The 21,969-nt window shown below is 70.5% G+C and carries 26 protein-coding genes and 2 pseudogenes; 14 read left to right on the top strand and 14 right to left on the bottom strand.

Annotated features, from left to right (window positions below):
• The first annotated feature begins 169 nt into the window (after positions 1 to 169).
• Positions 170 to 988, top strand: a complete 819-nt coding sequence (locus ACFW2G_RS16770) for an isocitrate lyase/phosphoenolpyruvate mutase family protein (RefSeq protein WP_384452986.1) — start codon at positions 170 to 172, stop codon at positions 986 to 988.
• Positions 989 to 1,043: 55 nt separating this feature from the next.
• Here ACFW2G_RS16770 and ACFW2G_RS16765 read toward each other — a convergent pair whose 3' ends face one another.
• The 4 genes from ACFW2G_RS16765 to ACFW2G_RS16750 all read right to left on the bottom strand — a co-directional run bounded on the left by ACFW2G_RS16765 (position 1,044) and on the right by ACFW2G_RS16750 (position 5,049).
• Positions 1,044 to 1,838, bottom strand: coding sequence for a trypsin-like serine peptidase (locus ACFW2G_RS16765; protein ID WP_384582995.1), 795 nt, complete (start codon positions 1,836 to 1,838; stop codon positions 1,044 to 1,046).
• Positions 1,835 to 2,914 carry an alpha/beta hydrolase gene (locus ACFW2G_RS16760; RefSeq protein ID WP_384452989.1) on the bottom strand — a complete coding sequence of 360 codons (1,080 nt, stop codon included), beginning with the start codon at positions 2,912 to 2,914 and terminating at the stop codon, positions 1,835 to 1,837. Before ACFW2G_RS16760 ends, ACFW2G_RS16765 begins: the two co-directional genes overlap by 4 nt.
• 377 nt (positions 2,915 to 3,291) lie before the next feature.
• Positions 3,292 to 4,476, bottom strand: coding sequence for an alpha/beta hydrolase (locus ACFW2G_RS16755; protein WP_384582992.1), 1,185 nt, complete (start codon positions 4,474 to 4,476; stop codon positions 3,292 to 3,294).
• Between the two features lie 135 nt (positions 4,477 to 4,611).
• The gene (locus ACFW2G_RS16750) at positions 4,612 to 5,049 is read right to left on the bottom strand and encodes a MarR family winged helix-turn-helix transcriptional regulator (protein ID WP_172671286.1); all 438 of its coding nucleotides are present in this window, start codon (positions 5,047 to 5,049) and stop codon (positions 4,612 to 4,614) included.
• Between the two features lie 104 nt (positions 5,050 to 5,153).
• Between ACFW2G_RS16750 and ACFW2G_RS16745 the strand changes: the two genes are divergently transcribed.
• Positions 5,154 to 6,224 (top strand): SMP-30/gluconolactonase/LRE family protein, encoded by a 1,071-nt coding sequence (locus tag ACFW2G_RS16745; protein ID WP_384680955.1) that lies wholly within the window; start codon positions 5,154 to 5,156, stop codon positions 6,222 to 6,224.
• 64 nt (positions 6,225 to 6,288) lie between these two features.
• On the opposite strand, the gene ACFW2G_RS16740 is transcribed toward ACFW2G_RS16745, so the two are convergent.
• The 3 genes from ACFW2G_RS16740 to ACFW2G_RS16730 form a co-directional block, all read right to left on the bottom strand.
• A complete protein-coding gene (locus ACFW2G_RS16740; protein ID WP_384582986.1) occupies positions 6,289 to 6,852 on the bottom strand; it encodes a hypothetical protein in 564 nt (187 codons plus the stop codon).
• Positions 6,849 to 7,229, bottom strand: a complete 381-nt coding sequence (locus ACFW2G_RS16735; protein ID WP_037919463.1) for a PadR family transcriptional regulator — start codon at positions 7,227 to 7,229, stop codon at positions 6,849 to 6,851. Before ACFW2G_RS16735 ends, ACFW2G_RS16740 begins: the two co-directional genes overlap by 4 nt.
• Before the next feature lie 101 nt (positions 7,230 to 7,330).
• Entirely contained in the window at positions 7,331 to 7,939 is a 609-nt protein-coding gene (locus ACFW2G_RS16730; RefSeq protein ID WP_037919461.1) for an HdeD family acid-resistance protein, read from the bottom strand.
• Positions 7,940 to 8,575: 636 nt separating this feature from the next.
• On the opposite strand from ACFW2G_RS16730, the gene ACFW2G_RS16725 reads away from it, so the two are divergent.
• Positions 8,576 to 8,875, top strand: coding sequence for a hypothetical protein (locus ACFW2G_RS16725; protein WP_384582983.1), 300 nt, complete (start codon positions 8,576 to 8,578; stop codon positions 8,873 to 8,875).
• A gap of 79 nt (positions 8,876 to 8,954) precedes the next feature.
• Entirely contained in the window at positions 8,955 to 9,584 is a 630-nt protein-coding gene (locus ACFW2G_RS16720) for a DUF6000 family protein (protein ID WP_384453005.1), read from the top strand.
• 229 nt (positions 9,585 to 9,813) lie between these two features.
• Here ACFW2G_RS16720 and ACFW2G_RS16715 read toward each other — a convergent pair.
• Positions 9,814 to 10,508 (bottom strand): annotated as a pseudogene (locus ACFW2G_RS16715) (ATP-dependent helicase); the annotation flags it as partial.
• 195 nt (positions 10,509 to 10,703) lie between these two features.
• On the opposite strand from ACFW2G_RS16715, the gene ACFW2G_RS16710 reads away from it, so the two are divergent.
• The 5 genes and pseudogenes from ACFW2G_RS16710 to ACFW2G_RS16690 all read left to right on the top strand — a co-directional run.
• Complete coding sequence (locus tag ACFW2G_RS16710) at positions 10,704 to 10,970, top strand: hypothetical protein (RefSeq protein ID WP_384453008.1); 267 nt, start codon at positions 10,704 to 10,706, stop codon at positions 10,968 to 10,970.
• Positions 10,967 to 11,359, top strand: coding sequence for a twitching motility protein PilT (locus ACFW2G_RS16705; protein ID WP_384582980.1), 393 nt, complete (start codon positions 10,967 to 10,969; stop codon positions 11,357 to 11,359). Before ACFW2G_RS16710 ends, ACFW2G_RS16705 begins: the two co-directional genes overlap by 4 nt.
• An 834-nt stretch (positions 11,360 to 12,193) precedes the next feature.
• Positions 12,194 to 12,463 carry a type II toxin-antitoxin system Phd/YefM family antitoxin gene (locus ACFW2G_RS16700; protein WP_030774626.1) on the top strand — a complete coding sequence of 90 codons (270 nt, stop codon included), beginning with the start codon at positions 12,194 to 12,196 and terminating at the stop codon, positions 12,461 to 12,463.
• Positions 12,456 to 12,719, top strand: coding sequence for a type II toxin-antitoxin system RelE/ParE family toxin (locus ACFW2G_RS16695; RefSeq protein WP_030207783.1), 264 nt, complete (start codon positions 12,456 to 12,458; stop codon positions 12,717 to 12,719). The genes ACFW2G_RS16700 and ACFW2G_RS16695 overlap by 8 nt, the downstream gene beginning before the upstream one ends.
• 254 nt (positions 12,720 to 12,973) lie before the next feature.
• Positions 12,974 to 13,114, top strand: a pseudogene (locus ACFW2G_RS16690) (CPCC family cysteine-rich protein); the annotation flags it as partial.
• Between the two features lie 103 nt (positions 13,115 to 13,217).
• Here the strand turns inward: ACFW2G_RS16690 and ACFW2G_RS16685 are convergent.
• The 4 genes from ACFW2G_RS16685 to ychF all read right to left on the bottom strand — a co-directional run bounded on the left by ACFW2G_RS16685 (position 13,218) and on the right by ychF (position 15,642).
• Positions 13,218 to 13,634, bottom strand: a complete 417-nt coding sequence (locus ACFW2G_RS16685) for a hypothetical protein (RefSeq protein ID WP_384583058.1) — start codon at positions 13,632 to 13,634, stop codon at positions 13,218 to 13,220.
• A 188-nt stretch (positions 13,635 to 13,822) separates the two neighbouring features.
• Entirely contained in the window at positions 13,823 to 14,077 is a 255-nt protein-coding gene (locus tag ACFW2G_RS16680; RefSeq protein WP_384453016.1) for a Txe/YoeB family addiction module toxin, read from the bottom strand.
• Positions 14,074 to 14,355, bottom strand: coding sequence for a type II toxin-antitoxin system Phd/YefM family antitoxin (locus ACFW2G_RS16675; RefSeq protein ID WP_037919441.1), 282 nt, complete (start codon positions 14,353 to 14,355; stop codon positions 14,074 to 14,076). Before ACFW2G_RS16675 ends, ACFW2G_RS16680 begins: the two co-directional genes overlap by 4 nt.
• 198 nt (positions 14,356 to 14,553) lie before the next feature.
• Positions 14,554 to 15,642: a redox-regulated ATPase YchF gene (ychF, locus tag ACFW2G_RS16670; RefSeq protein WP_037919440.1), complete on the bottom strand. Its 1,089-nt coding sequence runs from the start codon at positions 15,640 to 15,642 to the stop codon at positions 14,554 to 14,556.
• A gap of 135 nt (positions 15,643 to 15,777) precedes the next feature.
• Here ychF and ACFW2G_RS16665 point away from each other — a divergent pair, with 135 nt between their 5' ends.
• Positions 15,778 to 16,293, top strand: a complete 516-nt coding sequence (locus tag ACFW2G_RS16665) for a DUF6542 domain-containing protein (RefSeq protein WP_037919439.1) — start codon at positions 15,778 to 15,780, stop codon at positions 16,291 to 16,293.
• Between the two features lie 60 nt (positions 16,294 to 16,353).
• Here the strand turns inward: ACFW2G_RS16665 and ppgK are convergent, their stop codons facing one another.
• Together ppgK and ACFW2G_RS16655 are read right to left on the bottom strand one after the other, a co-directional pair.
• Complete coding sequence (gene ppgK / locus ACFW2G_RS16660) at positions 16,354 to 17,109, bottom strand: polyphosphate--glucose phosphotransferase (protein ID WP_384582977.1); 756 nt, start codon at positions 17,107 to 17,109, stop codon at positions 16,354 to 16,356.
• A 21-nt stretch (positions 17,110 to 17,130) separates the two neighbouring features.
• Complete coding sequence (locus ACFW2G_RS16655; protein WP_037919436.1) at positions 17,131 to 18,135, bottom strand: 4-hydroxy-3-methylbut-2-enyl diphosphate reductase; 1,005 nt, start codon at positions 18,133 to 18,135, stop codon at positions 17,131 to 17,133.
• 97 nt (positions 18,136 to 18,232) lie between these two features.
• On the opposite strand from ACFW2G_RS16655, the gene ACFW2G_RS16650 reads away from it, so the two are divergent.
• The 4 genes from ACFW2G_RS16650 (at position 18,233) to ACFW2G_RS16635 (ending at position 21,914) form a co-directional block, all read left to right on the top strand.
• Positions 18,233 to 19,624, top strand: a complete 1,392-nt coding sequence (locus ACFW2G_RS16650; protein ID WP_384582974.1) for an APC family permease — start codon at positions 18,233 to 18,235, stop codon at positions 19,622 to 19,624.
• 33 nt (positions 19,625 to 19,657) lie between these two features.
• Positions 19,658 to 20,920 carry an exodeoxyribonuclease VII large subunit gene (gene xseA / locus ACFW2G_RS16645; protein WP_384453032.1) on the top strand — a complete coding sequence of 421 codons (1,263 nt, stop codon included), beginning with the start codon at positions 19,658 to 19,660 and terminating at the stop codon, positions 20,918 to 20,920.
• Between the two features lie 86 nt (positions 20,921 to 21,006).
• Positions 21,007 to 21,225, top strand: a complete 219-nt coding sequence (locus ACFW2G_RS16640; RefSeq protein ID WP_037919431.1) for an exodeoxyribonuclease VII small subunit — start codon at positions 21,007 to 21,009, stop codon at positions 21,223 to 21,225.
• Between the two features lie 98 nt (positions 21,226 to 21,323).
• Positions 21,324 to 21,914 carry a malonic semialdehyde reductase gene (locus ACFW2G_RS16635; protein WP_384453036.1) on the top strand — a complete coding sequence of 197 codons (591 nt, stop codon included), beginning with the start codon at positions 21,324 to 21,326 and terminating at the stop codon, positions 21,912 to 21,914.
• The last annotated feature ends 55 nt before the right edge of the window (positions 21,915 to 21,969 follow it).

Below are 21,969 nucleotides of genomic sequence, written 5' to 3'. Positions count from 1 at the left end.
CACACCCCGCGGGGTGGGCCTTCGCGGGGGCCCGGGTGCGGCGCCCCCGCGAGGGGGCCGCACCCGGCGACGCACCGGCGGGACCCCGGATCCGCCGAGCCCCTCACCGGCCGAGGTCGATGTCGGAAATCCGCGCGCCGCGGCCCCGCCGGTCTGATCAACTGACCCCATGAACACCCACGTTGGCCTCGCCGCCAAAGCCACCGCGTTCACCGCACTGCACACCCCCACCGCCCCCCTCGCCCTGGCGAACGCCTGGGACGTCGCAAGCGCCCGGATCGTGGAGGCCACCGGGGCCGCCGCCGTCGCCACCACCAGCGCCGGCGTCGCCTGGTCCCTCGGCTCCCCGGACGGCGACGCGCTCGCCCGCGACCGCGCCCTCGACCTGATCGCCCGTGTGAGCGCGGCCGTGTCCCTGCCCGTCACCGCCGACATCGAGGGCGGCTTCGGCGCCGACCCGGCCGCGGTCGGCGAGACCGTCACCGGCGTCATCGCCGCCGGCGCGGTCGGGATCAACATCGAGGACGGCACCCGCGCCCCCGCCGAGTACGCCGAGCGCCTGGCGGCCGCCCGCGCCGCGGCCGACGCCGCCGGGGTCCCGCTCTATATCAACGCCCGGATCGACACCTACCTCAAGGGCCTGGGCGATCCCGCCTCCCGCCTCGACGAGACCCTCGCCCGCGCCGCCTCCTACCTCCGGGCGGGAGCCACCGGCATCTTCGTGCCCGGCGTCCTCGACCCGGCCGTCGTGGCCGAGCTGGCCAAGGGCATCGACGCTCCCCTCAACGTCCTCCTCGGCCCCGATGCCCCGCCCGTCGCCGCTCTCGGCGCCCTCGGGGTCGCCCGCGTCAGCCTCGGCTCCTGGGTGGCCGAAGCCGCGTACGCGGTGGTCCGCCGCGCCGCCGAGGAACTGATCACCGACGGCACCTACGGCTCGCTCGCGCGCCCGCTCCCGTACGGCGAACTGAACGACCTGCTCAAGGGCTGAGACGCCCGGACGCCCGCGCCGACCGAACGGACGGCGGCGCTGTCCCGGGAAGGGCTCACGGCCCCGCGGCCCGCTCGTACAGCGCCTTCGCACGCTCGTCGAACAGCGCGGCTGTGGAGTCCACGTCGGTGTCCCCGCCGCTGAGCACCCCGATGAGGTGCCCGGCGGGGTCCGCCCCGCCCCGGTCGGCGATCCAGGGGCTGCCGCTGGTACCCGTCCAGAAACCCGCGCAGCTCATGTACAGCATGTCGGGGTCCTCGTCGTCGTGACGGGTCTGCGTGGTGCAGGAGACGGGCCTGTTCTCCGGGTTGTGCCCGGAGTCCGGGTAGCCGACGACGGTGACGTCCCGCTCGTAGCCGGAGGTCCATTCGGGCCTGGGCGCCTCGGCGCGGCCGCCGACGGCCTCCTGGACGCTGCGCCCGTCCTCGTCGGGCTCGATGGTGAGGAACGCGAAGTCGGCGGTGTCCTCGCCCCACTTGGTCCAGCGGTCATCGACGTGGATCGCCTCGACCTTCCACACCCCCAGGGGCCGGGTGCCGTCGCCCTCGCCGGAGAAGGCCGGGGCGAAGGAGAGCTCGCCGATGGCCAGGCCGTCGTGCGCCACCTCACCCGGCTGTCCGTCCTCGCCCGCGGGGGCGACGCAGTGCGCGGCGGTGGCGACGACATTGCCCTTGGGGCTGTCGACGACGCTCGCGGTGCACCAGTGCTCGCCGCCGGCCATGAGTACGCCGACGGTGGGGAAGGCGAGCACCGGCCGCTCGCCGGGCGCCTTCATGAAGGCCATGGCGCACACCGCCGCGACGCCCGCGGCGGCGGCCACCGATGCCCCCTTCACCACCGTGCTCGTCACACGCCGGGATCGGGTGTCGGTCCCTTCATCACCTTGCTGATCCACTCCAGGGAGCCCTCCCTCATGCCGCGCACATAGGACTTTCCGTTGTGCTCTCCATCCTGGATCACCTGGAGCGAAGTGTGCACGGGGCCCTTGCCGTACTCCCTCATGAACTTCTCGGCCTGCTCGCGACCGGTCTCCTTGGTACCGATCTGGAAGTTGATGTAGACGTCGGGACCCTTGGTGTCGATCAGCTTGGCGGCGAGCTTCTCCGGATTGTTCGCGTCCATGGCCTGCGTGTTCCCCTTCCAGAGCGGGGAGTCGGGCACGATGTCGGTCCCGCTCGCGATGGCCGCCTTGAACCGGTCGGGGTACTTCAGGAGCTGCTTGAAGCCGTTGAATCCGCCGGCCGAGGAGCCCATGAAGGCCCATCCGTCGCGGGAGGTGAAGGTACGGAAATTGGCCTTCGCGAAATCGGGGACGTCATCGGCCATCCAGGTGCCCATCTTGGGCTGGCCGGGGATGTCCGATCCGTCGAAGTGGTGCTTGGTGTCGGCGTTGGTCACCGGCATGATCAGGATGAAGGGCAGGCTCCTGCCCGCCTTGGCCCCGTCGGCGACCGCCTGCTGGAGGCCGAGGCCGGGGCCCGTGCCCCAGTAGTTCGTCGGATAGCCCCGGCCGCCGGGCAGCGAGATCAGAACCGGGAAGCCGCTCCTCGCGTACTTCGGATCGTCGTACTCCTTCGGCACCCACACCCACACGTCACCTGTGAAGCCGGACTTCTTGCCCGTGAGGGTGGTCCTGCCGATCTGGGTGCCGTCGGGCAGCCTGCTGGTGCGGACGAAGGAGGCTGCCGGGCCGGTGGGCATGAGCACCTCCGGCAGAGCCTCGGAGGCGGTGGCCGTGTTCTCCTGGACCTTGCCGAAGGAGACCGGATCTCCTATGTCCGAGAAGAGGCCGAACTTGTACGCTGCCGCGCCGCCCCCGGCGAGGGTGAGCGCGAGACCGCCGCTGATCAGAAGCAGGCGCAAGCGGTGGGGGCGACGGCTGCCCGTGGTCGTGGGGCGGCCGTCGCCTTGCTGGTCATGCTGCACGGTTGTTGTCCCGTTCCTTCTCCGGCGCTCGCCTCGGAGCGCGGGCCGGACCGATCGGTCCCCCTTACACCCTTTACAGAGGTACCAACGAAGGCGCGGGTTGCCTGGGACGGGGGTGACGTGGCGAGCACCACCCGCCGGGAAGCGGCACACGGGGATGGAGGCAGGGCGGGGTGCGGGGCACGGTCTGTGCGGGCGGGAGCGGAATGCGCGGGCAGGGCTCCGGAGAGCGGCGGCTGACCTGGACGGCGTCAGAGCTGTCCCGGGGGGTTCCCGTCAGTCCCCCGTCCGTCCGGTTCGCGCCGCCCGGCGAAACACCGCCCAGCGAAGCCCCCGCCCCGCCATCCGCCCCTCACCCGCCGGCCGAGATCTCCGGCTCAGCCCGCTGCCGGCTCGGGTGCCTTCAGCACCTTGCTGATCCACTCCAAGGAGCCTTCCTTCATGCCCCGGACGTAGTGCCAGCCGTTGTGCTCGCCGTTCTGGATGTCCCGGATGGTCGTCTTGACCGGCCCCTTGCCGTACTGCTGCTGGAACTTCACCATCCGCTCCTTCCCGGACTCCTTGGTGCCGACCTGGAAGTTGATGTAGACCTCGGGTCCCTGCGTGTCGATCAGCTTCTGGGCGAGCTTCTCCGGGTTGTTCGCGTCCATCTCCGCCTGGTGCCCCTTCCACAGCGGGGAGTCGGGGACGATCTCGCCGCCACTGGCGATGACGGCCTTGAACTTCTCCGGATGCTGCAGGACCGTCTTCATGCCGACGAACGCGCCCGAGGAGGAGCCCATGAAGGCCCAGCCGTCACGGGACTTGTAGGTACGGAAGTTGGCCTTGGCGAAGGCCGGGACGTCCTCGGCGATCCACGTACCCATCTTGGCCTGGCCGGGGATGTCGGAGCCGTCGTAGTAGTACTTCGCGTCCGGGTTGAGCACCGGCATGATCACGATGAACGGCAGGCTGGTGCCGGCGCGGACGCCGTCGCTGATGGCCTTCTGCAGGCCGAGGCTGCGGTCGGACCAGTAGTTGGCCGGGAAGCCGTTGCCGCCGGGCAGGGCGATGAGCACCGGGAAGCCGCTCTTCGCGTACTTCGGGTCGTCGTACTCCTTGGGAGCCCACACCCACACGTCGCCTTCGAACCCGGACTTCGCGCCCGCGAGGCGGGTCTTCGCGATGATCGTGCCGTCGTCGAGCTTGGTGGTCTGCTTGAAGTCCGACTTCGGACCCGTCGGCATGAGCACGTCGGGGTCGCCGGAGGGCTTGACCTCGGCGGCCGGCGCGCCCGGTTCCGGCTTGTCCGCGGCCGGGGACGGGTTCTTGCCGAAGGTCACGGCCTCGCCGTTGCCCGAGAACCAGTCGAGCTTCCAGGCGGCGAACCCGCCGCCACCGAGGAGCAGCGCGAGGGCGACCACGGCACTGATCCCTATGCGGCGCCGGGACCGTCCGGCCTGCGGCGTCTCGTACGACGGATACTGGTGCTGGTGCTGCTGGTGTCCGCCGTGCCCCTGGGCCGGGTACTCCTGGTAGGACGGCTGGTCGTCAGGCCGCGGGCGCTGCGGGTACTGGTGCACGAACTTCGCTCCGAACGGTCTTGACTGCCCCCGAGGGCAGAACGGCTTGTCTCCCCTAAGTCCTGATGAGCAAACCACCCGCACAGTTCCAAATTCGAGCAAAAAAAGGACGCGGCGGTGCACGCGAGCGCGTTCTCACCGCTGGGCGTCGAGCACCTCCGCGCACCGCCCGAGCAGCTCGATGAGCAACTCCCTTTCCTCCTCGGTGAATGCGGCGGCGAGCGCCCGTTCCACCCGGACCGCACCCGCGTCCGCGAGCTCCATGACGGCGCGCCCCTCGCCGGTGAGCCGGGTCTCCAGCACGTTGCGGTGCCACTCGTGCGGGGTCCGCTCGATGAGCCCGCGCTCCTGGAGGTTCTTCAGCACGGTGTTCATGGTCGGCGGCGTCACCCCGCACAGGCGGGCGAGCGCGGCGGCGGAGATGCCGGGTTTCTCGGCCAGCCAGAGCAGCGCGGCGTACTGCGGAACCGTTACGGCGGCCGGCTTGCAGGCCGCGTTCTTCGCCGCGAGAAGCGCCTGCTCGGCGCGCTTCACATGAGAGCCGATGCGCTCCTCGGGGGCCATGGAGGTCATGACGGCATCCTATGACCCTTGCATTCATTAGAGCTCTAACATAGATTCGCATTCGTTCAGCCACTAGAGGACATCCATCGGGGGATGCGATGACGCGACAGACCATGCCGAAGGCACCGGCGGCACCGGCGGCACCGGCGGCGAAGAATCAGCAGGAGAGGCGGAGGCGGAAGCAGCAGGCCGCGAGGTCATTCCTGGTCGCGGCAGCGGCCGGGGTGTTCGCCCTCGGAGCAGCGGCGCCGACTCCGGCAGCAGCCGGGACGGCGGGCCCGGAGGGCGGCGACGCCCGGATTTCCACCGCCTTCTCCCTACCCGGGGCGAAGGTCTACCCGGAGGGCATTGCCGCAGACCCCCGCACGCGCACGGTCTACGTCGGCTCGTACGCGGACGGCACCATCTACCGCGCCCGGCCCGGCCGGGCGGCGGCCGAGGTGTTCCTGCCCTCCGGCACCGACGGCCGCCGCACGGCCAACGGCCTGCGGGTCGACGCCCGAGGCCGGCTGTGGGTCACGGACTCCACCACGGGCGTGGCCGTCTACGACACCGCGACCGGGACCCGGCTGGCCCACTTCGAGGTGGCCGCGGGATCCACCGCCCGCTTCGTGAACGACCTGACCCTGACACCGGACGGCACCGCGTACCTGACCGACAGCATCCGCGGCGTGATCTATCGCGTGACCCCGCGTCAGCTGGCCGCCGGCAGCGGCGTCCTGACCGAGGCCTACGACCTCACCCCGGCCCTGCGCCCCCGCCCGGCCGGCACCTTCAGCCTCAACGGCATCACCTCCGACAGGACCGGCCGCTACCTCCTCGCCGTCGACATGACGGCGGGCGACCTCTACCGTGTCGACCTGCGGACCGGCGCCGTCCGCCGCGTCACCCTCACCGGTGGGGACCTGAAGGCCGCCGACGGCCTCGACCTCTCCCCCGACGGCACGCTGCGGGTGGCGCACAACACCACCAACACCCTGACCCGGTGGCGGCTCGGCGCGGACGGCACCCGCGCCAGGCTGACCCGTACGATCACGGACCCGTCCCTGCAGATCCCCACGACCCTGGCGCGCGTCCCGGGACGCGTCCTGGTGGTCCGCTCGCAGTTCGACCGGGGCGGCCCGATGAACCCCGGCTCGGGCACCCCGACCACCTTCACGGTGGCCTCGGTACGCGGCCTCTGACCGCGGAGCGGAAACCCGGGCCCCGAGTCCCGCAGCTCGGGACCCGGGGCCCGGGTTTCTGCCGTCAGGCCTCGACGGCGGCGTTCCTACGGGCCCGTACGTCGGCGACGGCGTACGGCAGCCCGGGAAGCAGCAGGAGCGGGGGCCCCCACAGGGGCAGTGTGAACAGTGTGGCGTCGCCGGCGATCCGACTGATGAGGATGGCCGCGGGCAGCGCGACGCAGATACCGAGCAGCCAGCTCGGCAGCAGGCCCAGACTGCCCCGGCGCAGCTCCCAGGCGACGGTGACCGTGCCGAGAACCGCCCAGAAGGCGACGTTGCCGGCGGTCACATCCAGCTGCGTGGTCCATCGGGTCAGGAACGGCATGAGGAGGACCCAGCCGGCGATGAAGCAGCCGAGGGAGGCCGCGCGCAGCAGCCGGCGCGGGAACGGTGCGCGCGCCCGGGCCCAGGCCGCGGCGAAGGTGCGTACGTCGGGGCCGACGACGTCCCGCGCGGTGCGACCCGCGGCCTCCGCGTCCTCCAGGTGTGCGGAGAGCTCGTCGAGCATCTCCCGCACGGACGCGTCGTCGATCCCGCGGTACTCCCAGTTGCTGCGGCAGGCGGCGATTATCTGCGCGTTCGTCATGACGTGTTCTCCCCCGTGAAGGGCGTGGCGGTGGTCAGGATCCGGCCTACCGGTCCGGCGAAGGCGTGCCAATCGGCCCGGCCGCGGCCGAGTTCGGCCCGCCCTGCCTCGGTCAGCCGGTAGTACTTGCGCGGGGCGCCGCCGGTCGGGGACGGCGCGCGGTACGAGGAGATGAGCCCCGCCCGCTCCATCCGGGCGAGCAGCGGATAGATGCTGCCGTCACTGACCAGCTCCAGCCCGTGGGCGGCGAGCGCCTCGGCGAACTCGAATCCGTACCTGGGCCGTTCGGCGATGAGCGACAGCAGGCAGAGGTCGAGCACTCCGCGCAGGAGCTGGCTGCGCCGCTGGTCATCGGTCGCCGACCGCTCCTTTGTCATGCGACACAAGATAGTGGGCGACTATCTTGCATCGCAAGGTAGCGGGATCCGGGGCCGGACGGCGGCGGGAGGGCGGCGGGCACCCGGGGAAGCCTGGGGGCCTACCTGGGCGCGGCGACCTTGCGGGTGGCGGAACGCATCACCAGGGCCATCACCACTTCGAACACGCCGAGCAGGACGAGCCACAACCCCAGCAGGCGCGTCAGGGCGACCGCGGAGTCCACCGGGAAGCAGAGCACGACGATTCCGGCCACGGTGCCGAGGGCACCCAGACCGAAGAGCAGGCCCCGGTGGACGAGGAGGCGGTCGGCGATCGAGACGTAGGCCGTGAGCAGCCCGGTGATCAGCCAGAACACGCCGACGATCAGGGAGAGCGCGCCGATCGTCTGCATCGGATGACGCAGGACGAGGACGCCGGCGAGGAAGGCCAGGACCGCGATCAGCACGCTCGCCAGCCTGCTGCCTCCGGCGTCGTTGCTGTGCGAGAAGGCTCCGACGAAGCGGAACCCGCCCGCCACCAGGAGCTGCAATCCGATGATCACGGCCAGGATGTGCAGCGTCTCGTCCGGCCAGACGAGCACGAGGATGCCCGGGATCAGGGTGGCGAGGGCGACACCGAGCGCCCAGTGCCAGGAGCTCCCGAGTTGGTTGAGCGTGTCCTCGGGATCGTGCTGCGCGCGCTGCGGTGCCGCGTCGGGATGTACGGACATCACGCCTCCCGGACCCACCTGGAGTACCTTTACGCCCATTTTATTCCGGAACTTCCCATCCCGCGGCTGCACCGTCGGCGCACCAGCCTCCCGGGACACACGCAGGTGGCTAGGGTGACGGCGTGAGCGGACCGGACAGCATGTTGTTCGAGGGCAGGGGCGGCCTTCGCCTCGACGGCGACACGGTGAGCGTGAATCGGGGCGGCACCACGGTCGTGGCGTCCTTGCGCGCCGTGCACCACGTGGACGTCGAGGAGAGCCGCGGTTGGGCCCAGGTGCACCTTCACCTCAGCGAGGAAGGTGACGACGGGTCCCGGAGCACCACCGTGCACACGGTGCGCCACCGCAACGCCTCGGCCGCGCGCGCCTTCCGGCGCCTGGTCACCACGGCCGTCGAGTACGCGCGCCGCGACCCGGAGACCCGGTCGGAAGTCCAACGCGTCGAGACACCCGGCCGGTCCCCGCGAAAGCGCCGGTGGGCGACGGCGGCCGCGTGGTACGGGTGCCCGGCGGTCGGAGCGGCCGCCGCGGCCGACGGCTCCACCCAGGTGTCCCTGCTCGTCCTCCACCTCGGCCTGACGTTCCTGGGACTTGCCGGCTTCCTCCTTCGGCCGCTCGTGGTGCTCAGCCGCCGCGGTGTCGAGGTGGTCCGCTTATCACCACCTGAGCCAGACCGTCCGCCCCCGCTACCGCTACACCACCGTCGACGGCGCCGTCGTCACGGCCGATTCGGCCGTCCAGCTCTTCTCCACCCACGCAGGCGACCGCGTCGACGTCACCTACGATCCGAGCAGACCCGATTTCGTGGCCTGCCGGTCCGAACTGCACGGCCACCGGCGCGTGATGGAGTTCCTCTTCGCGACGCTGGGGCTGTGGTGGACCCTGGCCGCGGCGGAGGAGCCGGTCTCCCCGGCCGCGGCGGCCCTCACACGCTGACCCCTCACGCCCGTCGCCCCACGTCTTCGTCGTTCCCACCCGGATCGACCGTATCGACCTGTACCCGGAAAGGTGGCCCATGCCGTCCCAGCGCCCCGAGCAGATCGGCTACGGCCATGTGGTCGAGAGCTACGTGACGAGGACGTACGGGGGCCTCCCGCGCTACCTCGTACTGAACGGCGGGCGGTTCCTGGGCCCCCGGTGGTGGCACACCACACGCTTTACCCGACACCTGATCGCTGACGCCGCCGCGATCACCGACGAGGAACTGACAGCCCTCCTCGGCTACGAATGGCGCTCGCGCCTCACCGCCGCCTGGCTGATCGGCGTCGACCGCCGCGAACGGTTCCGAGCACGCATCGGCAACCTGCTCCTGTCCAGCGAGGTCTGCTACTCCGGCAGCGCCTACTGCTTCACCCTAGCCCGCTTCGGCACACACGCCGACGCCGAGATCCTCACCACCTACCTCGACCACTACCTCCCCCGCACCGACCTCCACTACGACCAGCCCGCCGCCCTGGGCGCCCTCCTCCGCCTCGACTCCCGCCTCGGCACCCACCACGCCGACCGCTTCACGGAGCCCGACGGCCTCTGGGACCACTGGGTCAGAGGCGTGGGACGCCTCGGCCACCCCAGCCACACCCCCGCCGAGCTGCGCCGCTGGACGGACCTCCAATGCGACTTCGCCAACGGCTGGACCCGGACGTAGCAGCAGCTGCGCGACATCCCCTGCCCCCTGTACCGGCGACAGGTACGACAGCGGGCGTGGGCCGCACTGCCAAGCGCAACGGCCTGACCAGAATTTCCCCACGTCAGGCCGCCCTTGCTGATGCGATCAGACGTTGAAGCGGGCGGAACGTTCAGCACAGCGCTCCGACCTGCGCAAACGCGATTCTTGAGGTGGGCGTCCCGCGCCCGTCCAGCACGCGGCAGACCTAGTCCACCCAGGCCGCGACGTCGGACGAGGACCCGCGCAACAGGTCCACCGATGCCTGGGCGAGCAGCTCAGGCAGGCCCGCCTGTTCCGCCTCCTCCACCAGCAAGCGGATCTCGTTGACCGCCGCCAGGGCGCGCGCCCTTTTCTCCTGACCGGCCAGAAGCGTTCTGAACGGCCCGGCGGCGAGCCTCGCGTCGACCAACAGCGCGCCGAGTCGTTCCGACAAGGCTGCGGCTCGGTCCACCGCGCGCCGGGTGTCCGGTCCCGCTTCCACCAGAACATGCAGGGCCATGACGAGTGCGGTAGTGCTCGGCTCCAGCCGATCCACGTCAATGGGGACGGCCACCGTCTCGTGCACGGCCTCGGAAAGCCGACGAACTGCGGCAAGCATCTGGTCGACAGTGCGCTGTCCCCCGCCGGGAATCTGGCGCAACCGGCAGGGGCCCGCTTCGAGAACACGGCCCACTGTGCGCGGGGCACTCTTCTCTACGTTCCCCAGCCGTAGGCGTCCTTCGGTGACGTCCTGCAGCCGGGCGACGGGGATGGCGTCGAGCTCCCGCGTAACCGCCGCGTCGTGAATCGGCTTGAGCACCGCCCGCCCGCCTCGACCGCCCTGGCGTGGTCACCGGCCACTGCCTGCGCCGCCTCGTGGAGTCGCGCTCCCCTCGCGACCGTGTCCCGTTCACCACGCGCCACGCGTCCCGCCCCTCTCTCGCAGTCCCCGCATCCTCCCACCACCCCCGCCGGCAGTGGCGCGCTGACCCGTACGGCCTTGGAGCGCTGAAACAAGGGCGAGCTCCACGACGCGGCAGTTCCTCGGCCGGACCCACGAGGGCACCCCACCGCCCGAAACCCGCCCCAACTTCCGCCATACCGCGCTATGGTGTCAGTATGGCTACCAAGAAGGTGACGATCACTCTCGACGAATCCCTGGTGGACGCCCTGGCCGGCGCAGCCGAGGAGGAGGGCATCCCGCTCTCCCGGCTCGTCGCCGGAGCAGCCGAACGAGAGCTGCGACTGCGGGCCGGGCGGGCGGTGATCCAGGAGTGGCAGGCGGAGCACGGCGCCTTCACCCCGGAGGAGCTCGCCAACGCACGCGCCGAGATGGCCGACGCCGATGCCGAGTACCTCAGCGGCACGCGGGCATCGGCCGCGTGAACATCCCCTACCTGTACGACGCCGGTACGCTGATCGCCATCGACAACGACGACCGGCGCATGTGGGCTCGCCACAGCCTGGCTCTCGAAGACGGCAGGGACATCCACGTGCCTTCCGTGGTCGTCAGCCAGGCATGGCGGGACTCCCGGCGGCAGGTCAGGCTCGGCAAGTTCCTCGCGGGGTGCCATGTCGCACCCGTGGGCTTCGAAACCGCCAAGGCCGCGGGCACTCTCTGCGGCAAGGCCGGCACCGCAGACATCGTCGACGCCACCGTCGTCGTCATGGCTGCCAGTCTCGGGGCGATCATCTGGACCTCCGACCCGTACGACATCCGCGCCCTCATCGACGCCCAGGACGTCAAGCCCGCTCCCGTCATCCGCGCTGTCTGACCTCCGAAGGTCTGCGGACTCCTGCGGACAACAGGGCGACCTGACCGGCGTTCTCGCAGGTCAGGCCGCCTCTGGCGATACGGTCACACGTTGAAGCGGAACGCCTGCGGCCCGACCCTGACCTGCGGCGGAGCCCCGCGCAGGGCCCTGAACAGGCATTTCTCCATTGGCGTGTGTTGGGGCCCGACGGTGCCTTACGGGTGTCCTGCGGACTGTCTGCGGACGGGCCTACGGGGTCCCGACGGAGTCGAGGTGCCCGCACAGCTCCGCGGCGATGTCTTCGTCGCGCCCCCTCGGCAGGCAGCGGCCACCAGTGCTGCTCGCCGTTCGCCACAGCGAGGCTGCTCGCGAACCAGACGAGGTGGGGTGCAGGCACGAAGGAGCCCCGGAGCCACCGCGCGAAGACAGCGGCTCCGCCAGCCTTCACATCGGTCAGGGTGATATAGGCATAGTCGGGCTGAGGCATCGACGCCATCCCGTCGATCCATACGCCGGGTGCCGGCTCGATCTCAAAATCGAGGACGGGAACGCTGTGGATGGCCGAGATCCGGTACTCCACGATGGGCTCAGGGAATGCCTCCCGCAGAGCCCTCTCCGGGCACTCGGCAGTGGCACGCCATGCTCCGCCGTCGCCCTGAGGCGGGTAGAAGGCGAAACCGGTGCGGATGTTCCGTTCAGTGGGCACGGTCTCCCTCTGCCCCACGACACGTATCGCGTCGAGCCGCGCGTACCCGACATCACCCAGCCCGCCGTCGTAGCCGTTGGCTCCGTACATAGGCGACGAGTGCATGCGATCGCGTTGTGTACACATGGCACACTCGGTACCCTTGAGGCATGACTCAGCCGCTGCCCATAGAGTCCATCCGCGACGTACGCGCCCACTTGGCCGAAGTCGTCGAACGGGCGGACCGCGACGACGTGCCCACTGTCATCACCCGTCGCGGAAAGCAGGTCGCCGCCGTGGTCTCGATCGAGGTGCTGCGCAAGTACCAGGAGTGGGAAGAGCGTGAGATCAACCGCATCATCGACGAGCGCATGGCGAGCCCGGCCGTCGGCGTCCCGATCGAGGACGTGATGAGGGAGACGCTGGCACGCAGTGAGTGACTATCGCACGGTGTTCCGGCCCGAGGCCCAGGCCGAGCTGCGCAAGATCCCGCGTGACATGGCGCTTCGCATCCTGGCCAAACTGACAGAGCTGGAGAGCGACCCCTTCGGCTTCAACACCACGGCACTCGTATCCCAGCCCGAGCGCCGCCGCCTACGGGTCGGCGACTACCGCGTCGTCTACACGATCGACAACGGGGAGCTGGTGGTGTGGGTCGTACACGTCGGACACCGCTCCACGGTCTACGACACGTAGCTGCTCCCAGTTCTGCGGACTGTCGCGGACAGCAGAAGGGCCTGACCTGCATCCTCGCAGGTCAGGCCGCGTCTGGATACGCGATGAGACGTTGAAGCGGAATGCCTAAAGCCCGATCCTGACCTGCGGCGGAGCCCCGCGCAGGGGCCTGACCTGGGATTTCGTGGTTTGCGTACGTTGGCTCCCGACGGCCGTTTGCGGGTGTCCTGCGGACTGGCTGCGGACTGGCCGGGCGGGCGGAGGCCGAGAAATCCATGACGCACCGGCGGGACGGCAAGGAGACTGCCCAGGTGGGCGACCGCTACCCCTGCCCATGCTGCGGACACCCCGCGCTGAGCACGATGCCCGGCTCGTACGAGATCTGCCCCATCTACTCCTGGGACGGGGTCCAGCTCCGCCGGCCATGGGTAGCGGAGCGAGCAACAAGTTGCACGTGCCCTGAGCGCGCCTGTTCCGCACCACCCATCGTGACTGATTCGACAGTTTCGCGAGTTGCTCTCAGTGCGTGTACGGATCAGCCAGCGCCAACGGCGTCCGGGCCGCTTCCAGAGCCGACCCCGGAAAGGCGGGGCCGGCGGTGTAGAAGCGGGCACGGGTGCGGCCGACCGGTGTCAGGACCTCGCCCGCGACCAGGTCCCGCAGGTCGCGTTGGGCCCGCTGCAGGCTCAGGTCCTCCGTTCGTTCGTAGCGTGTACGACGCACCCGTCCGGACATCGCCACATCGTGCAAGGCGGAAACCACCCTCTCGTCCAGCCCCCGGCCCTCCGCGAACTCACCCAGCAGGAGCCACACCCGACTCGAACGATCCAGGCGATTGCGTACGGCCTGCGCTTGCTGGTGGTAAGCGGTGAGGTTGAAACGGATCCAATCGGAGACGTCCTGGTCGGGGCGGTAGATGGCCCCCCGACGCTGCAACTCGCGGTAGTACTCCCAGGTATTGCCGGGGCGCCCCAGCCAAGCCTCGATCGAGGAGACTCATGGCGCCCATGAGCGCCACGCGCCATGCGAACGCCGAGGCGACCGGATCCCCCCTGCGAAAACCGAGGCTAAAGTAGGCCATCCCCGCATGGGAGAGACGTCCCAGCACACCGGACACTCACCGATCAGTAGTGATACCGGGCAGCGAGAATGACGATCTCCTTTTCCGTCACCAGATAGACGAGGCGGTGCTCTTCGTCGATCCGTCGTGACCAGGCCCCAGGCAGGTGATACTTCAGCGGCTCCGGCTTGCCGATGCCAGTGAACGGATCACGCCTGAGATCTTCGATGAGCTTGTTGATCCGGGCGAGCATCTTGCGGTCGTTCTTGAGCCAGGGCGTGTAGTCCTCCCAGCCCTGATCCTCGAAGACGAGCCTCACGCGGCACCCGCACCTGCGTCCGGTGACTCGGGATCGATCAGCTCACGCTCCGACACGTTGATGTGCGACAGGGCGTTCTCGTACGCCTTGAGCAGCCGCCGGGCGTTCGCTGGCGAGCGCAGCAGATAGGACCCCTCGCGCAGCGCCGTGTAGTCCTCGGCCGAGACAAGCACCGCGTTGCCGTGCTTGGAGACGATCTCGATGGCCTCATGGTTCTCGTTGACCTTTTTGATCAACGGAAACAGTTCCTTGCGGGCTTCACTCGCGGTGATGGACATGACTTCAACCCTCCCATCAAGTGGTACTCAATAACGTACCACTCTTGGTGTCATCCGAGAGGGGAAATGACTGATGGTCGCTCAGCTGATCCAGCACCCATCCAGCACGGGGAAAGGCTAGGGGCCCACATCCGGAGAGGTGGACCCCATCTGACCTGCATGTTTGCCACATCAGCGACGTGATGTTTCCTCATCCGCTCACACGTTGAAGCGGAATTCCACCACGTCGCCGTCCTGCATGACGTAGTCCTTGCCCTCCATGCGGGCCTTGCCCTTGGCGCGGGCCTCGGCCACCGAGCCGCAGTCGACCAGGTCCGCGAAGGAGATGACCTCGGCCTTGATGAAGCCGCGCTGGAAGTCGGTGTGGATCACGCCGGCCGCCTCCGGGGCCGTCGCGCCCTGCTTGATGGTCCAGGCGCGGGTTTCCTTCGGGCCGGCCGTCAGGTAGGTCTGCAGGCCCAGCGTGGCGAAGCCGACGCGGCCCAGGGTGGCCAGGCCCGGCTCGTCCTGGCCGACCGACTGGAGGAGTTCGAGGGCCTCCTCGTCGTCCAGCTCGGCGAGATCAGCCTCCAGCTTGGCGTTGAGGAAGATGGCCTCGGCCGGGGCGACCAGCGCCGACTGCTCCGCCTTGAAGGCGTCGTCCGTCAGCTCGTCCTCGTCGACGTTGAAGACGTAGAGGAAGGGCTTCGTCGTGAGCAGGTGCAGCTCGTGCAGCAGGTCGCCCTGCTCGGTGCCCTTGGTGATGCCCTTCGAGAAGAGGGTCTCGCCGCCCTCCAGGATCTTCTGGGCGGACTCGACCGCGGCGAGGACCGCCACCTTGTCCTTCTGGAGGCGGGACTCCTTCGTCAGGCGCGGGATCGCCTTCTCGATGGACTGGAGGTCGGCGAGGATCAGCTCGGTGTTGATCGTCTCGATGTCGTCCTTCGGCGAGACCTTGCCGTCGACGTGCACGACGTTCTCGTCCTTGAAGGCCCGGATGACCTGGCAGATGGCGTCCGACTCGCGGATGTTCGCCAGGAACTTGTTGCCCAGGCCCTCGCCCTCCGAGGCACCGCGCACGATGCCCGCGATGTCGACGAAGTCGACGGTCGCCGGGAGGACCCGCTGCGAGCCGAAGATGCCCGCGAGGACGGCCAGGCGCGGGTCCGGGACGCCGACGACGCCGACGTTCGGCTCGATGGTGGCGAACGGGTAGTTGGCCGCCAGCACGTCGTTCTTGGTCAGGGCGTTGAACAGGGTCGACTTGCCGACATTCGGCAGGCCGACGATTCCGATCGTGAGCGACACGTTGGCGACTTCCCGTAGCTGGAGGGGGCGGCGGCCCGGGAGTGGGCCAGCGGACAGTTTACTTTCCGATGAGTGGCGGTCGATGTACGCGTGTCCGGGCCCGGATCCGGCCGCCCTCCCGCCTAGTTTGGTGGGGTGGAGCAACACAGGACGCGACCGGCCCCTCACCCGCAGCGACCCCCGGCCCAGCGCCGAGGCCCGCGGCCCACGGGCGTGCCCGCCCAGGGTGGCGGCGCCCCGCGTCCGGCGCCCGCGCGCCGGATGCCCCGCCCCCGGCTGACCGGCCTGGGCGGCGGGCTCTTCGCGTGCGCCTCCATGGTGCTCGTCGGCGGGATCTGCTGGCTGCTCTTCGACTCCTCGCTGTTCGTCTACGGGCTGCTCTTCCCACCGGTGGCGGCCGCGACCGCGCTCTGGGTGCGGCCGGCCGACCTGATCACCGCGCCGATCGGCGTACCCATCGCCTTCGCCGCCGGAGTGTGGCCCATCTCGGGCGGCTCCGGCGGCTTCGGCGGCCAGCTGATGGGGCTGGTCTCCGCCCTGTCCCTGCACGCCGGCTGGCTGTACGCAGGGACGCTCGTCGCCGCCCTCATCGCGCTGGTGCGCAAGGCCGTGCTCATCGGCCGGCGCCGCCTCCCCCGTCGCGTCGCCTGACCGAGGGCGGCTCCCCCAGGGCCTCCCCCGGCTCCTCGTGCGCCGCCTTGCGTGTACCTCCTACGCGCTCGCAGCCTTCGCCGCCTTCGCCGCCATCGCCGCTCCGACGATGCCCGCGTTGTTCTGCAGCCTGGCCGGGACGATCTCGGCGCGGACGCCCTCGATCAGGGGCAGGAACTTGTCCGGCTTGCGGCTGACGCCCCCGCCGAGGATGAAGAGGTCCGGGGAGAAGAGCATCTCCACGTGCTGCATGTACTTGCTCAGCCGGTGCGCCCAGCGCTCCCAGGTGAGGTCCCCGTCCTCCTTGGCCTTCACCGACGCCCGGGTCTCCGCGTCGTGGCCCTTCAGCTCCAGATGGCCCAGTTCGGTGTTGGGCACCAGCCGCCCGTCCGTGAAGAGCGCGCTCCCGATGCCCGTGCCCAGGGTGAGCAGGATGACCGTGCCGCTCCGCCCGCGCCCGGCGCCGTACGTCATCTCCGCGACGCCCGCCGCGTCCGCGTCGTTCAGCACCGTGACGGGCCGGCCGCCGAGTTCGCCCGAGAGCAGCGCCGCCGTGTCGACACCGATCCAGGACTTGTCCATGTTGGCCGCCGTGCGGGTGACGCCGCCCGTGACCACGCCGGGGAAGGTCACCCCGACCGGCCCGTCCCAGCCGAAGTGGCGCACCACCTCGACGACGCAGCCGGCCACCCCGTCGGGGGTGGCCGGCTGCGGTGTCAGCACTTTGTGGCGCTCCTGCGCCAGGGCGCCCTGCTCCAGGTCCACGGGAGCGCCCTTGATCCCGGATCCGCCGATGTCCACGCCGAAGATCTGCATGGACATACCGTACGAAACGAGCTACTTGTCGGCGACCAGTTCCGCGGCCTCGGCCCGCAGATCACGCCGGAGTTCCTTGGGCAGGGAGAAGGTGATGTGCTCCTCCGCCGTCTTGACGATCTCCACGTCCGCGTAGCCGCGCGCGGCGAGCCACTCCAGGACCTCCTCGACCAGGACCTCCGGCACCGAGGCGCCCGAGGTGAGGCCGACGGTGCTGACGCCCTCCAGCCAGGCCTCGTCGATCTCGCTCGCGAAGTCGACGAGGTGCGCGGCCTTGGCACCCGCGTCCTTGGCGACCTCGACCAGCCGGATCGAGTTCGAGGAGTTCTTCGAGCCGACGACGATGACCAGGTCGGAGTCGGCGCCCATCACCTTGACGGCGGCCTGCCGGTTCGAGGTGGCGTAGCAGATGTCGTCACTGGGCGGCGAAACGAGCAGCGGGAACTTCGTCTTCAGCGCGTCGACGGTCTCCATGGTCTCGTCGACGGACAGCGTGGTCTGGGAGAGCCAGACGACCTTCGACTCGTCGCGGACGGTGACCTTGTCCACGTCGTGCGGGCCGTCGACGATGGTGATGTGGTCGGGGGCCTCGCCGGAGGTGCCGATGACCTCCTCGTGGCCCTCGTGGCCGATGAGGAGGATGTCGAAGTCCTCGTTCGCGTACCGGATGGCTTCCTTGTGCACCTTGGTGACCAGCGGGCAGGTCGCGTCGATCGTCGCGAGCCTGCCGCGCGCCGCCTCCTCGTGCACGACCGGGGCGACGCCATGGGCGGAGAACATCACGATGTTGCCCTCGGGCACCTCCTCCGTCCGCTCGACGAAGATGGCGCCCTTCCGCTCCAAGGTCTGGACGACGTACTTGTTGTGCACGATCTCGTGGCGGACGTACACCGGCGCCCCGTACTGCTCAAGGGCTTTCTCGACGGCGATCACGGCTCGGTCCACGCCCGCGCAGTAGCCGCGGGGCGCGGCGAGCAGGACACGGCGGGATGCGGGCGCAGGGGCGGGAGCAGTCATAGCCTCCATCGTACGGGGGTCTCCCGGAGGCCGAACGTCGCCCGTTCGGCACCGGCCGGCCGGAGGGGGTCCCGCAAGAACGTCCCACCCCTCACCCGGAGGACTGATGGCGTCCGCGACGGATTCCGGCGGGGCCCCGGCGCCCGCGGCCCCCTCGACCCTGCGGCGGAGTCTCGGCTTCCGGGACCTGGTCGTCTACGGGCTGCTGTTCATCGCCCCGATGGCCCCGGTCGGGGTCTTCGGCGCGCTCGACGCCAGGTCGCACGGCGCCGTCGGGCTGGTCTACCTCGTGGCGACCGTGGCGATGGCCCTCACCGCCTTCTCCTACGCCCAGATGGTGCGGGTGGCCCCGCAGGCCGGTTCGGTCTTCACCTACGCCCGCAAGGGCCTGGGCGCGGGTCCGGGGCTGATCGCCGGGTGGATGGCGATGCTGGACTACCTGCTGATCCCCGCGGTCGCGTACCTCTTCTCGGGGATCGCGATGAACGCCCTGGTGCCGGAGGTCTCCCGGTGGGTGTGGACGGCCCTGGCGGTCGCGGTGACCACCGCGCTGAACCTGTGGGGCGTGCGGGCTGCCGCACGGGTCGGGTTCGCCGTGCTGGTCATGGAGGTGCTGGTGCTGCTGGTCTTCGTGGTGGCCGCGGTGGCCGTGCTGGTCCAGGACGGACCCCGGCGCGGCTGGCTCTCACCGCTGACCGGTGACGGCTCGCTGGGCTTCAGCACGGCCGCGGTGCTGGGCGCGGTGTCGGTCGCGGTCCTGTCCTACCTGGGCTTCGACGCCGTCGCCTCGTTCGCCGAGGAGGTGACGGGCGGATCGGAGCGGGTGGCGCGGGCGCTGCTGTTCTGCCTGGTGCTGGCCGGGGCGTTGTTCGTCGTCCAGGGCTGGCTGGCGGCGCTGCTGATGCCGGTGTCCGCGGCGGAGCTGGCGGCGGATCCGGCGCGGCAGGGCCCGGCCTTCTACACCGCGGCGGAGTCCTCGGTCGGCTTCTGGCTGCACGACCTGGTGGCGATCAGCAAGGCGGTCGGGGCGGCCTTCGCCGCCCTGGCGGGGCAGGCGGCGGCCGGGCGGCTGGTGTTCGCAATGGCCCGGGAGCGGCGGCTGCCGCGGGTGCTGGCGCGGACCTCGGACGGCACCCCGCGGGCCGCCCTGCTGGTGGCGGCGGCCGTGACGCTGGTGGCCGCGGTGTGGGCGGCCCGGCGCGATGACGGGCTCGGCCATCTGGTGTCCGTGGTCGACGTCGGGGCGCTGGTGGCGTTCACTCTGCTGCACGCGTCGGTGGTGGGGTGGTTCGTGGTCCGGCGGCGGGAGGGCCCGCCGCACTGGTGGAAGCACCTCGTCCTGCCGGTGCTCGGGGCGGCGGTGACCGTCGCGGTGATCGTCGAGGCGTCCCGGACGGCGCAGCTGGTGGGGGCGGTGTGGCTGGCGGCGGGCCTGGCGGTGCTCGTCGTCCAGCGGGGGCGGCGGGACCTGCCGGGCGACACCGGCGCCGGGGCCTGACGCACTGTCGGCGGCGCCGGATAGCCTGCGCACATGGGTCTGAATACGTCCGCGGAGGCGCCGCTGCCGGTGGGCCAGGTGTCCCGGCTCATCGGGGGCTGGATCGAGCGGCTCGGCCAGGTGTGGGTGGAGGGGCAGATCACGCAGCTCTCGCGGCGGCCGGGGGCGGGGGTGGTCTTCCTGACGTTGCGCGATCCGTCGCACGACATCTCGGTGAGCGTGACCTGCTTCCGCCAGGTCTTCGACGAGGTCGCGGACGTCGTCTCCGAGGGCGCGCGGGTCGTCCTGCTGGCGAAGCCCGAGTGGTACGCCCCGCGCGGGCAGCTGTCCCTGCGGGCGACGGAGATACGGCCCGTCGGCATCGGGGAGCTGCTGGCGCGGCTGGAGCGGCTGAAGCGGTCCCTGGCTGCCGAGGGCCTGTTCGCACCGGAGCGCAAGAAGCCGCTGCCCTTCCTGCCGCAGCTGATCGGGCTGGTGGTCGGGCGGGCCTCGGCGGCCGAGCGCGACGTCCTGGAGAACGCCCGGCGCCGCTGGCCGGCGGTCCGCTTCGAGGTGCGCAACGTCGCCGTGCAGGGCGTGCACGCCGTGCCGCAGGTGGTCCGGGCGGTCGAGGAGCTCGACGCGCTGGACGAGGTCGACGTGATCATCGTGGCGCGCGGTGGCGGCAGCGTGGAGGACCTGCTGCCGTTCTCCGACGAGGAGGTCGTCCGCACCGTCGCCGCGGCCCGTACCCCGGTGGTGTCGGCGATCGGCCACGAGCCGGACTCCCCACTGCTCGACCTGGTCGCCGACCTGCGGGCGTCCACGCCCACGGACGCCGCGAAGAAGGTGGTCCCGGATGTCGGCGAGGAGCTGGAGCGCGTACGCCAGTTGCAGGGCCGCGGGCTGCGCGCGGTGAACTCCCTGCTCGACCGGGAGGAGCGGGGGCTCGCGCACGCCCTGGCCCGGCCGGTCTTCGTCCACCCGCAGCGCATGGTGGAGATGCGGGAGGAGGAGCTGGACGCGCTGCTGGCGCGCGGCAGGCGCACGCTGGGGCACCTGCTGGACCGGGCCGACTCGGAGCTCGCCCACACCCTGGCGCGGGTGGTGGCGCTGTCGCCGGCCGCGACGCTGGAGCGCGGGTACGCCGTGCTGCAGCGGGCCGACGGCCACGTGGTGCGCTCGCCGCAGGAGGTGTCGGCGGGTGAGGTGCTGCGCGCCAGGGTCGCGGAGGGCACCTTCCGGGTGGAGGTCTCCTCCGAGGCGGCCGCCGCGGCCGCGGGACGGGAAACGGACGGGGCGGCCGCCGCGGAGTAGCGGACCGTTGCCGCGCTCATGTGGTCGCGGTCGCGGTCGCACCACACTTTCGTCGTCGTCACTACACACACAGGGTGGAACAGGGAATGGCTGAGGCCGAAACGGCGCTGGGGTACGAGCAGGCCCGCGACGAGCTCATCGAGGTGGTCCGCAAGCTGGAGGCCGGGGGGACCTCGCTGGAGGAGTCCCTCGCGCTCTGGGAGCGCGGTGAGGAACTGGCGAAGGTGTGCCGGCACTGGCTGGAGGGGGCCCGGGCCCGGCTGGACTCGGCGCTGGCGGCGCGCGAGGCGGCGGAGGAGGGGTGATCCCGGTCACGGCGAGAGCCATTTAGTTGAAAGTTAATCTATCTCCGCCGTAAAGTCATAGACATCGCTTCACCTCCGCTCGGAAGAAGGCTTTCCCGATGTCTCTCGTACTTGACTCCGCCGCGCAGGACCTGCTGTTCCGCGAGGCCCGCACCGCCAACTCGTTCTCCGACGAGCCGGTGACCGAGGAGCAGGTCCAGGCGATCTACGACCTGGTGAAGTACGGCCCCACGGCTTTCAACGGCACGCCGCTGCGCATCACGCTGGTCCGCTCCGCCGAGGCCCGCGAGCGCCTCGTTCAGCACATGGCCGAGGGCAATCAGGCCAAGACGCTGGCCGCGCCGCTGGTCGCGATCCTCTCCGCGGACAACGAGTTCCACGAGGAGCTGCCCCAGCTGCTGCCGCACTTCCCGCAGGCCAAGGACCTCTTCTTCGCCGAACGCCCGGCCCGCGAGCAGTCCTCGCTGGTCAACGCCTCGCTGCAGGCCGCGTACTTCATCATGGGCGTCCGCGCCGCCGGCCTGGCCGCGGGCCCGATGACCGGCGCCGACTTCGCCGGCATCCAGAAGGAGTTCCTGGACGACGACCACACGCCGATCATGGTCGTCAACATCGGCAGGCCGGGTGAGGACGCGTGGTTCCCGCGCTCCCCGCGCCTGGCGTTCGACGAGGTCGTCACCACCATCTGAGCGCGCGCACGAACACGCACGGAGGAGGGCCGTGTGTCCCGGGGCCCCGGGACAC

Origin of the sequence: Streptomyces sp. NPDC058880, assembly GCF_042742535.1 — a bacterium.
Taxonomy (GTDB): domain Bacteria; phylum Actinomycetota; class Actinomycetes; order Streptomycetales; family Streptomycetaceae; genus Streptomyces.
The sequence above is the reverse complement of the archived record's forward strand: the minus strand, read 5'-3'. Positions and strand labels throughout refer to the sequence as shown.

Coding starts and splice junctions, on each gene's coding strand:
- ACFW2G_RS16720 (WP_384453005.1), top strand. CDS start 8,955: ATGCCGTCCCAGCGCCCCGAGCAGATCGGCTACGGCCATGTGGTCGAG.
- ACFW2G_RS16640 (WP_037919431.1), top strand. CDS start 21,007: ATGGCTGAGGCCGAAACGGCGCTGGGGTACGAGCAGGCCCGCGACGAG.
- ACFW2G_RS16710 (WP_384453008.1), top strand. CDS start 10,704: ATGGCTACCAAGAAGGTGACGATCACTCTCGACGAATCCCTGGTGGAC.
- ppgK (WP_384582977.1), bottom strand. CDS start 17,109: ATGCAGATCTTCGGCGTGGACATCGGCGGATCCGGGATCAAGGGCGCT.
- ACFW2G_RS16770 (WP_384452986.1), top strand. CDS start 170: ATGAACACCCACGTTGGCCTCGCCGCCAAAGCCACCGCGTTCACCGCA.
- ACFW2G_RS16730 (WP_037919461.1), bottom strand. CDS start 7,939: ATGTCCGTACATCCCGACGCGGCACCGCAGCGCGCGCAGCACGATCCC.
- ACFW2G_RS16675 (WP_037919441.1), bottom strand. CDS start 14,355: ATGTCCATCACCGCGAGTGAAGCCCGCAAGGAACTGTTTCCGTTGATC.
- ACFW2G_RS16745 (WP_384680955.1), top strand. CDS start 5,154: ATGCCGAAGGCACCGGCGGCACCGGCGGCACCGGCGGCGAAGAATCAG.
- xseA (WP_384453032.1), top strand. CDS start 19,658: ATGGGTCTGAATACGTCCGCGGAGGCGCCGCTGCCGGTGGGCCAGGTG.
- ACFW2G_RS16750 (WP_172671286.1), bottom strand. CDS start 5,049: ATGACCTCCATGGCCCCCGAGGAGCGCATCGGCTCTCATGTGAAGCGC.
- ACFW2G_RS16655 (WP_037919436.1), bottom strand. CDS start 18,135: ATGGAGGCTATGACTGCTCCCGCCCCTGCGCCCGCATCCCGCCGTGTC.
- ACFW2G_RS16635 (WP_384453036.1), top strand. CDS start 21,324: ATGTCTCTCGTACTTGACTCCGCCGCGCAGGACCTGCTGTTCCGCGAG.
- ACFW2G_RS16740 (WP_384582986.1), bottom strand. CDS start 6,852: ATGACGAACGCGCAGATAATCGCCGCCTGCCGCAGCAACTGGGAGTAC.
- ACFW2G_RS16735 (WP_037919463.1), bottom strand. CDS start 7,229: ATGACAAAGGAGCGGTCGGCGACCGATGACCAGCGGCGCAGCCAGCTC.
- ACFW2G_RS16650 (WP_384582974.1), top strand. CDS start 18,233: ATGGCGTCCGCGACGGATTCCGGCGGGGCCCCGGCGCCCGCGGCCCCC.
- ACFW2G_RS16700 (WP_030774626.1), top strand. CDS start 12,194: ATGACTCAGCCGCTGCCCATAGAGTCCATCCGCGACGTACGCGCCCAC.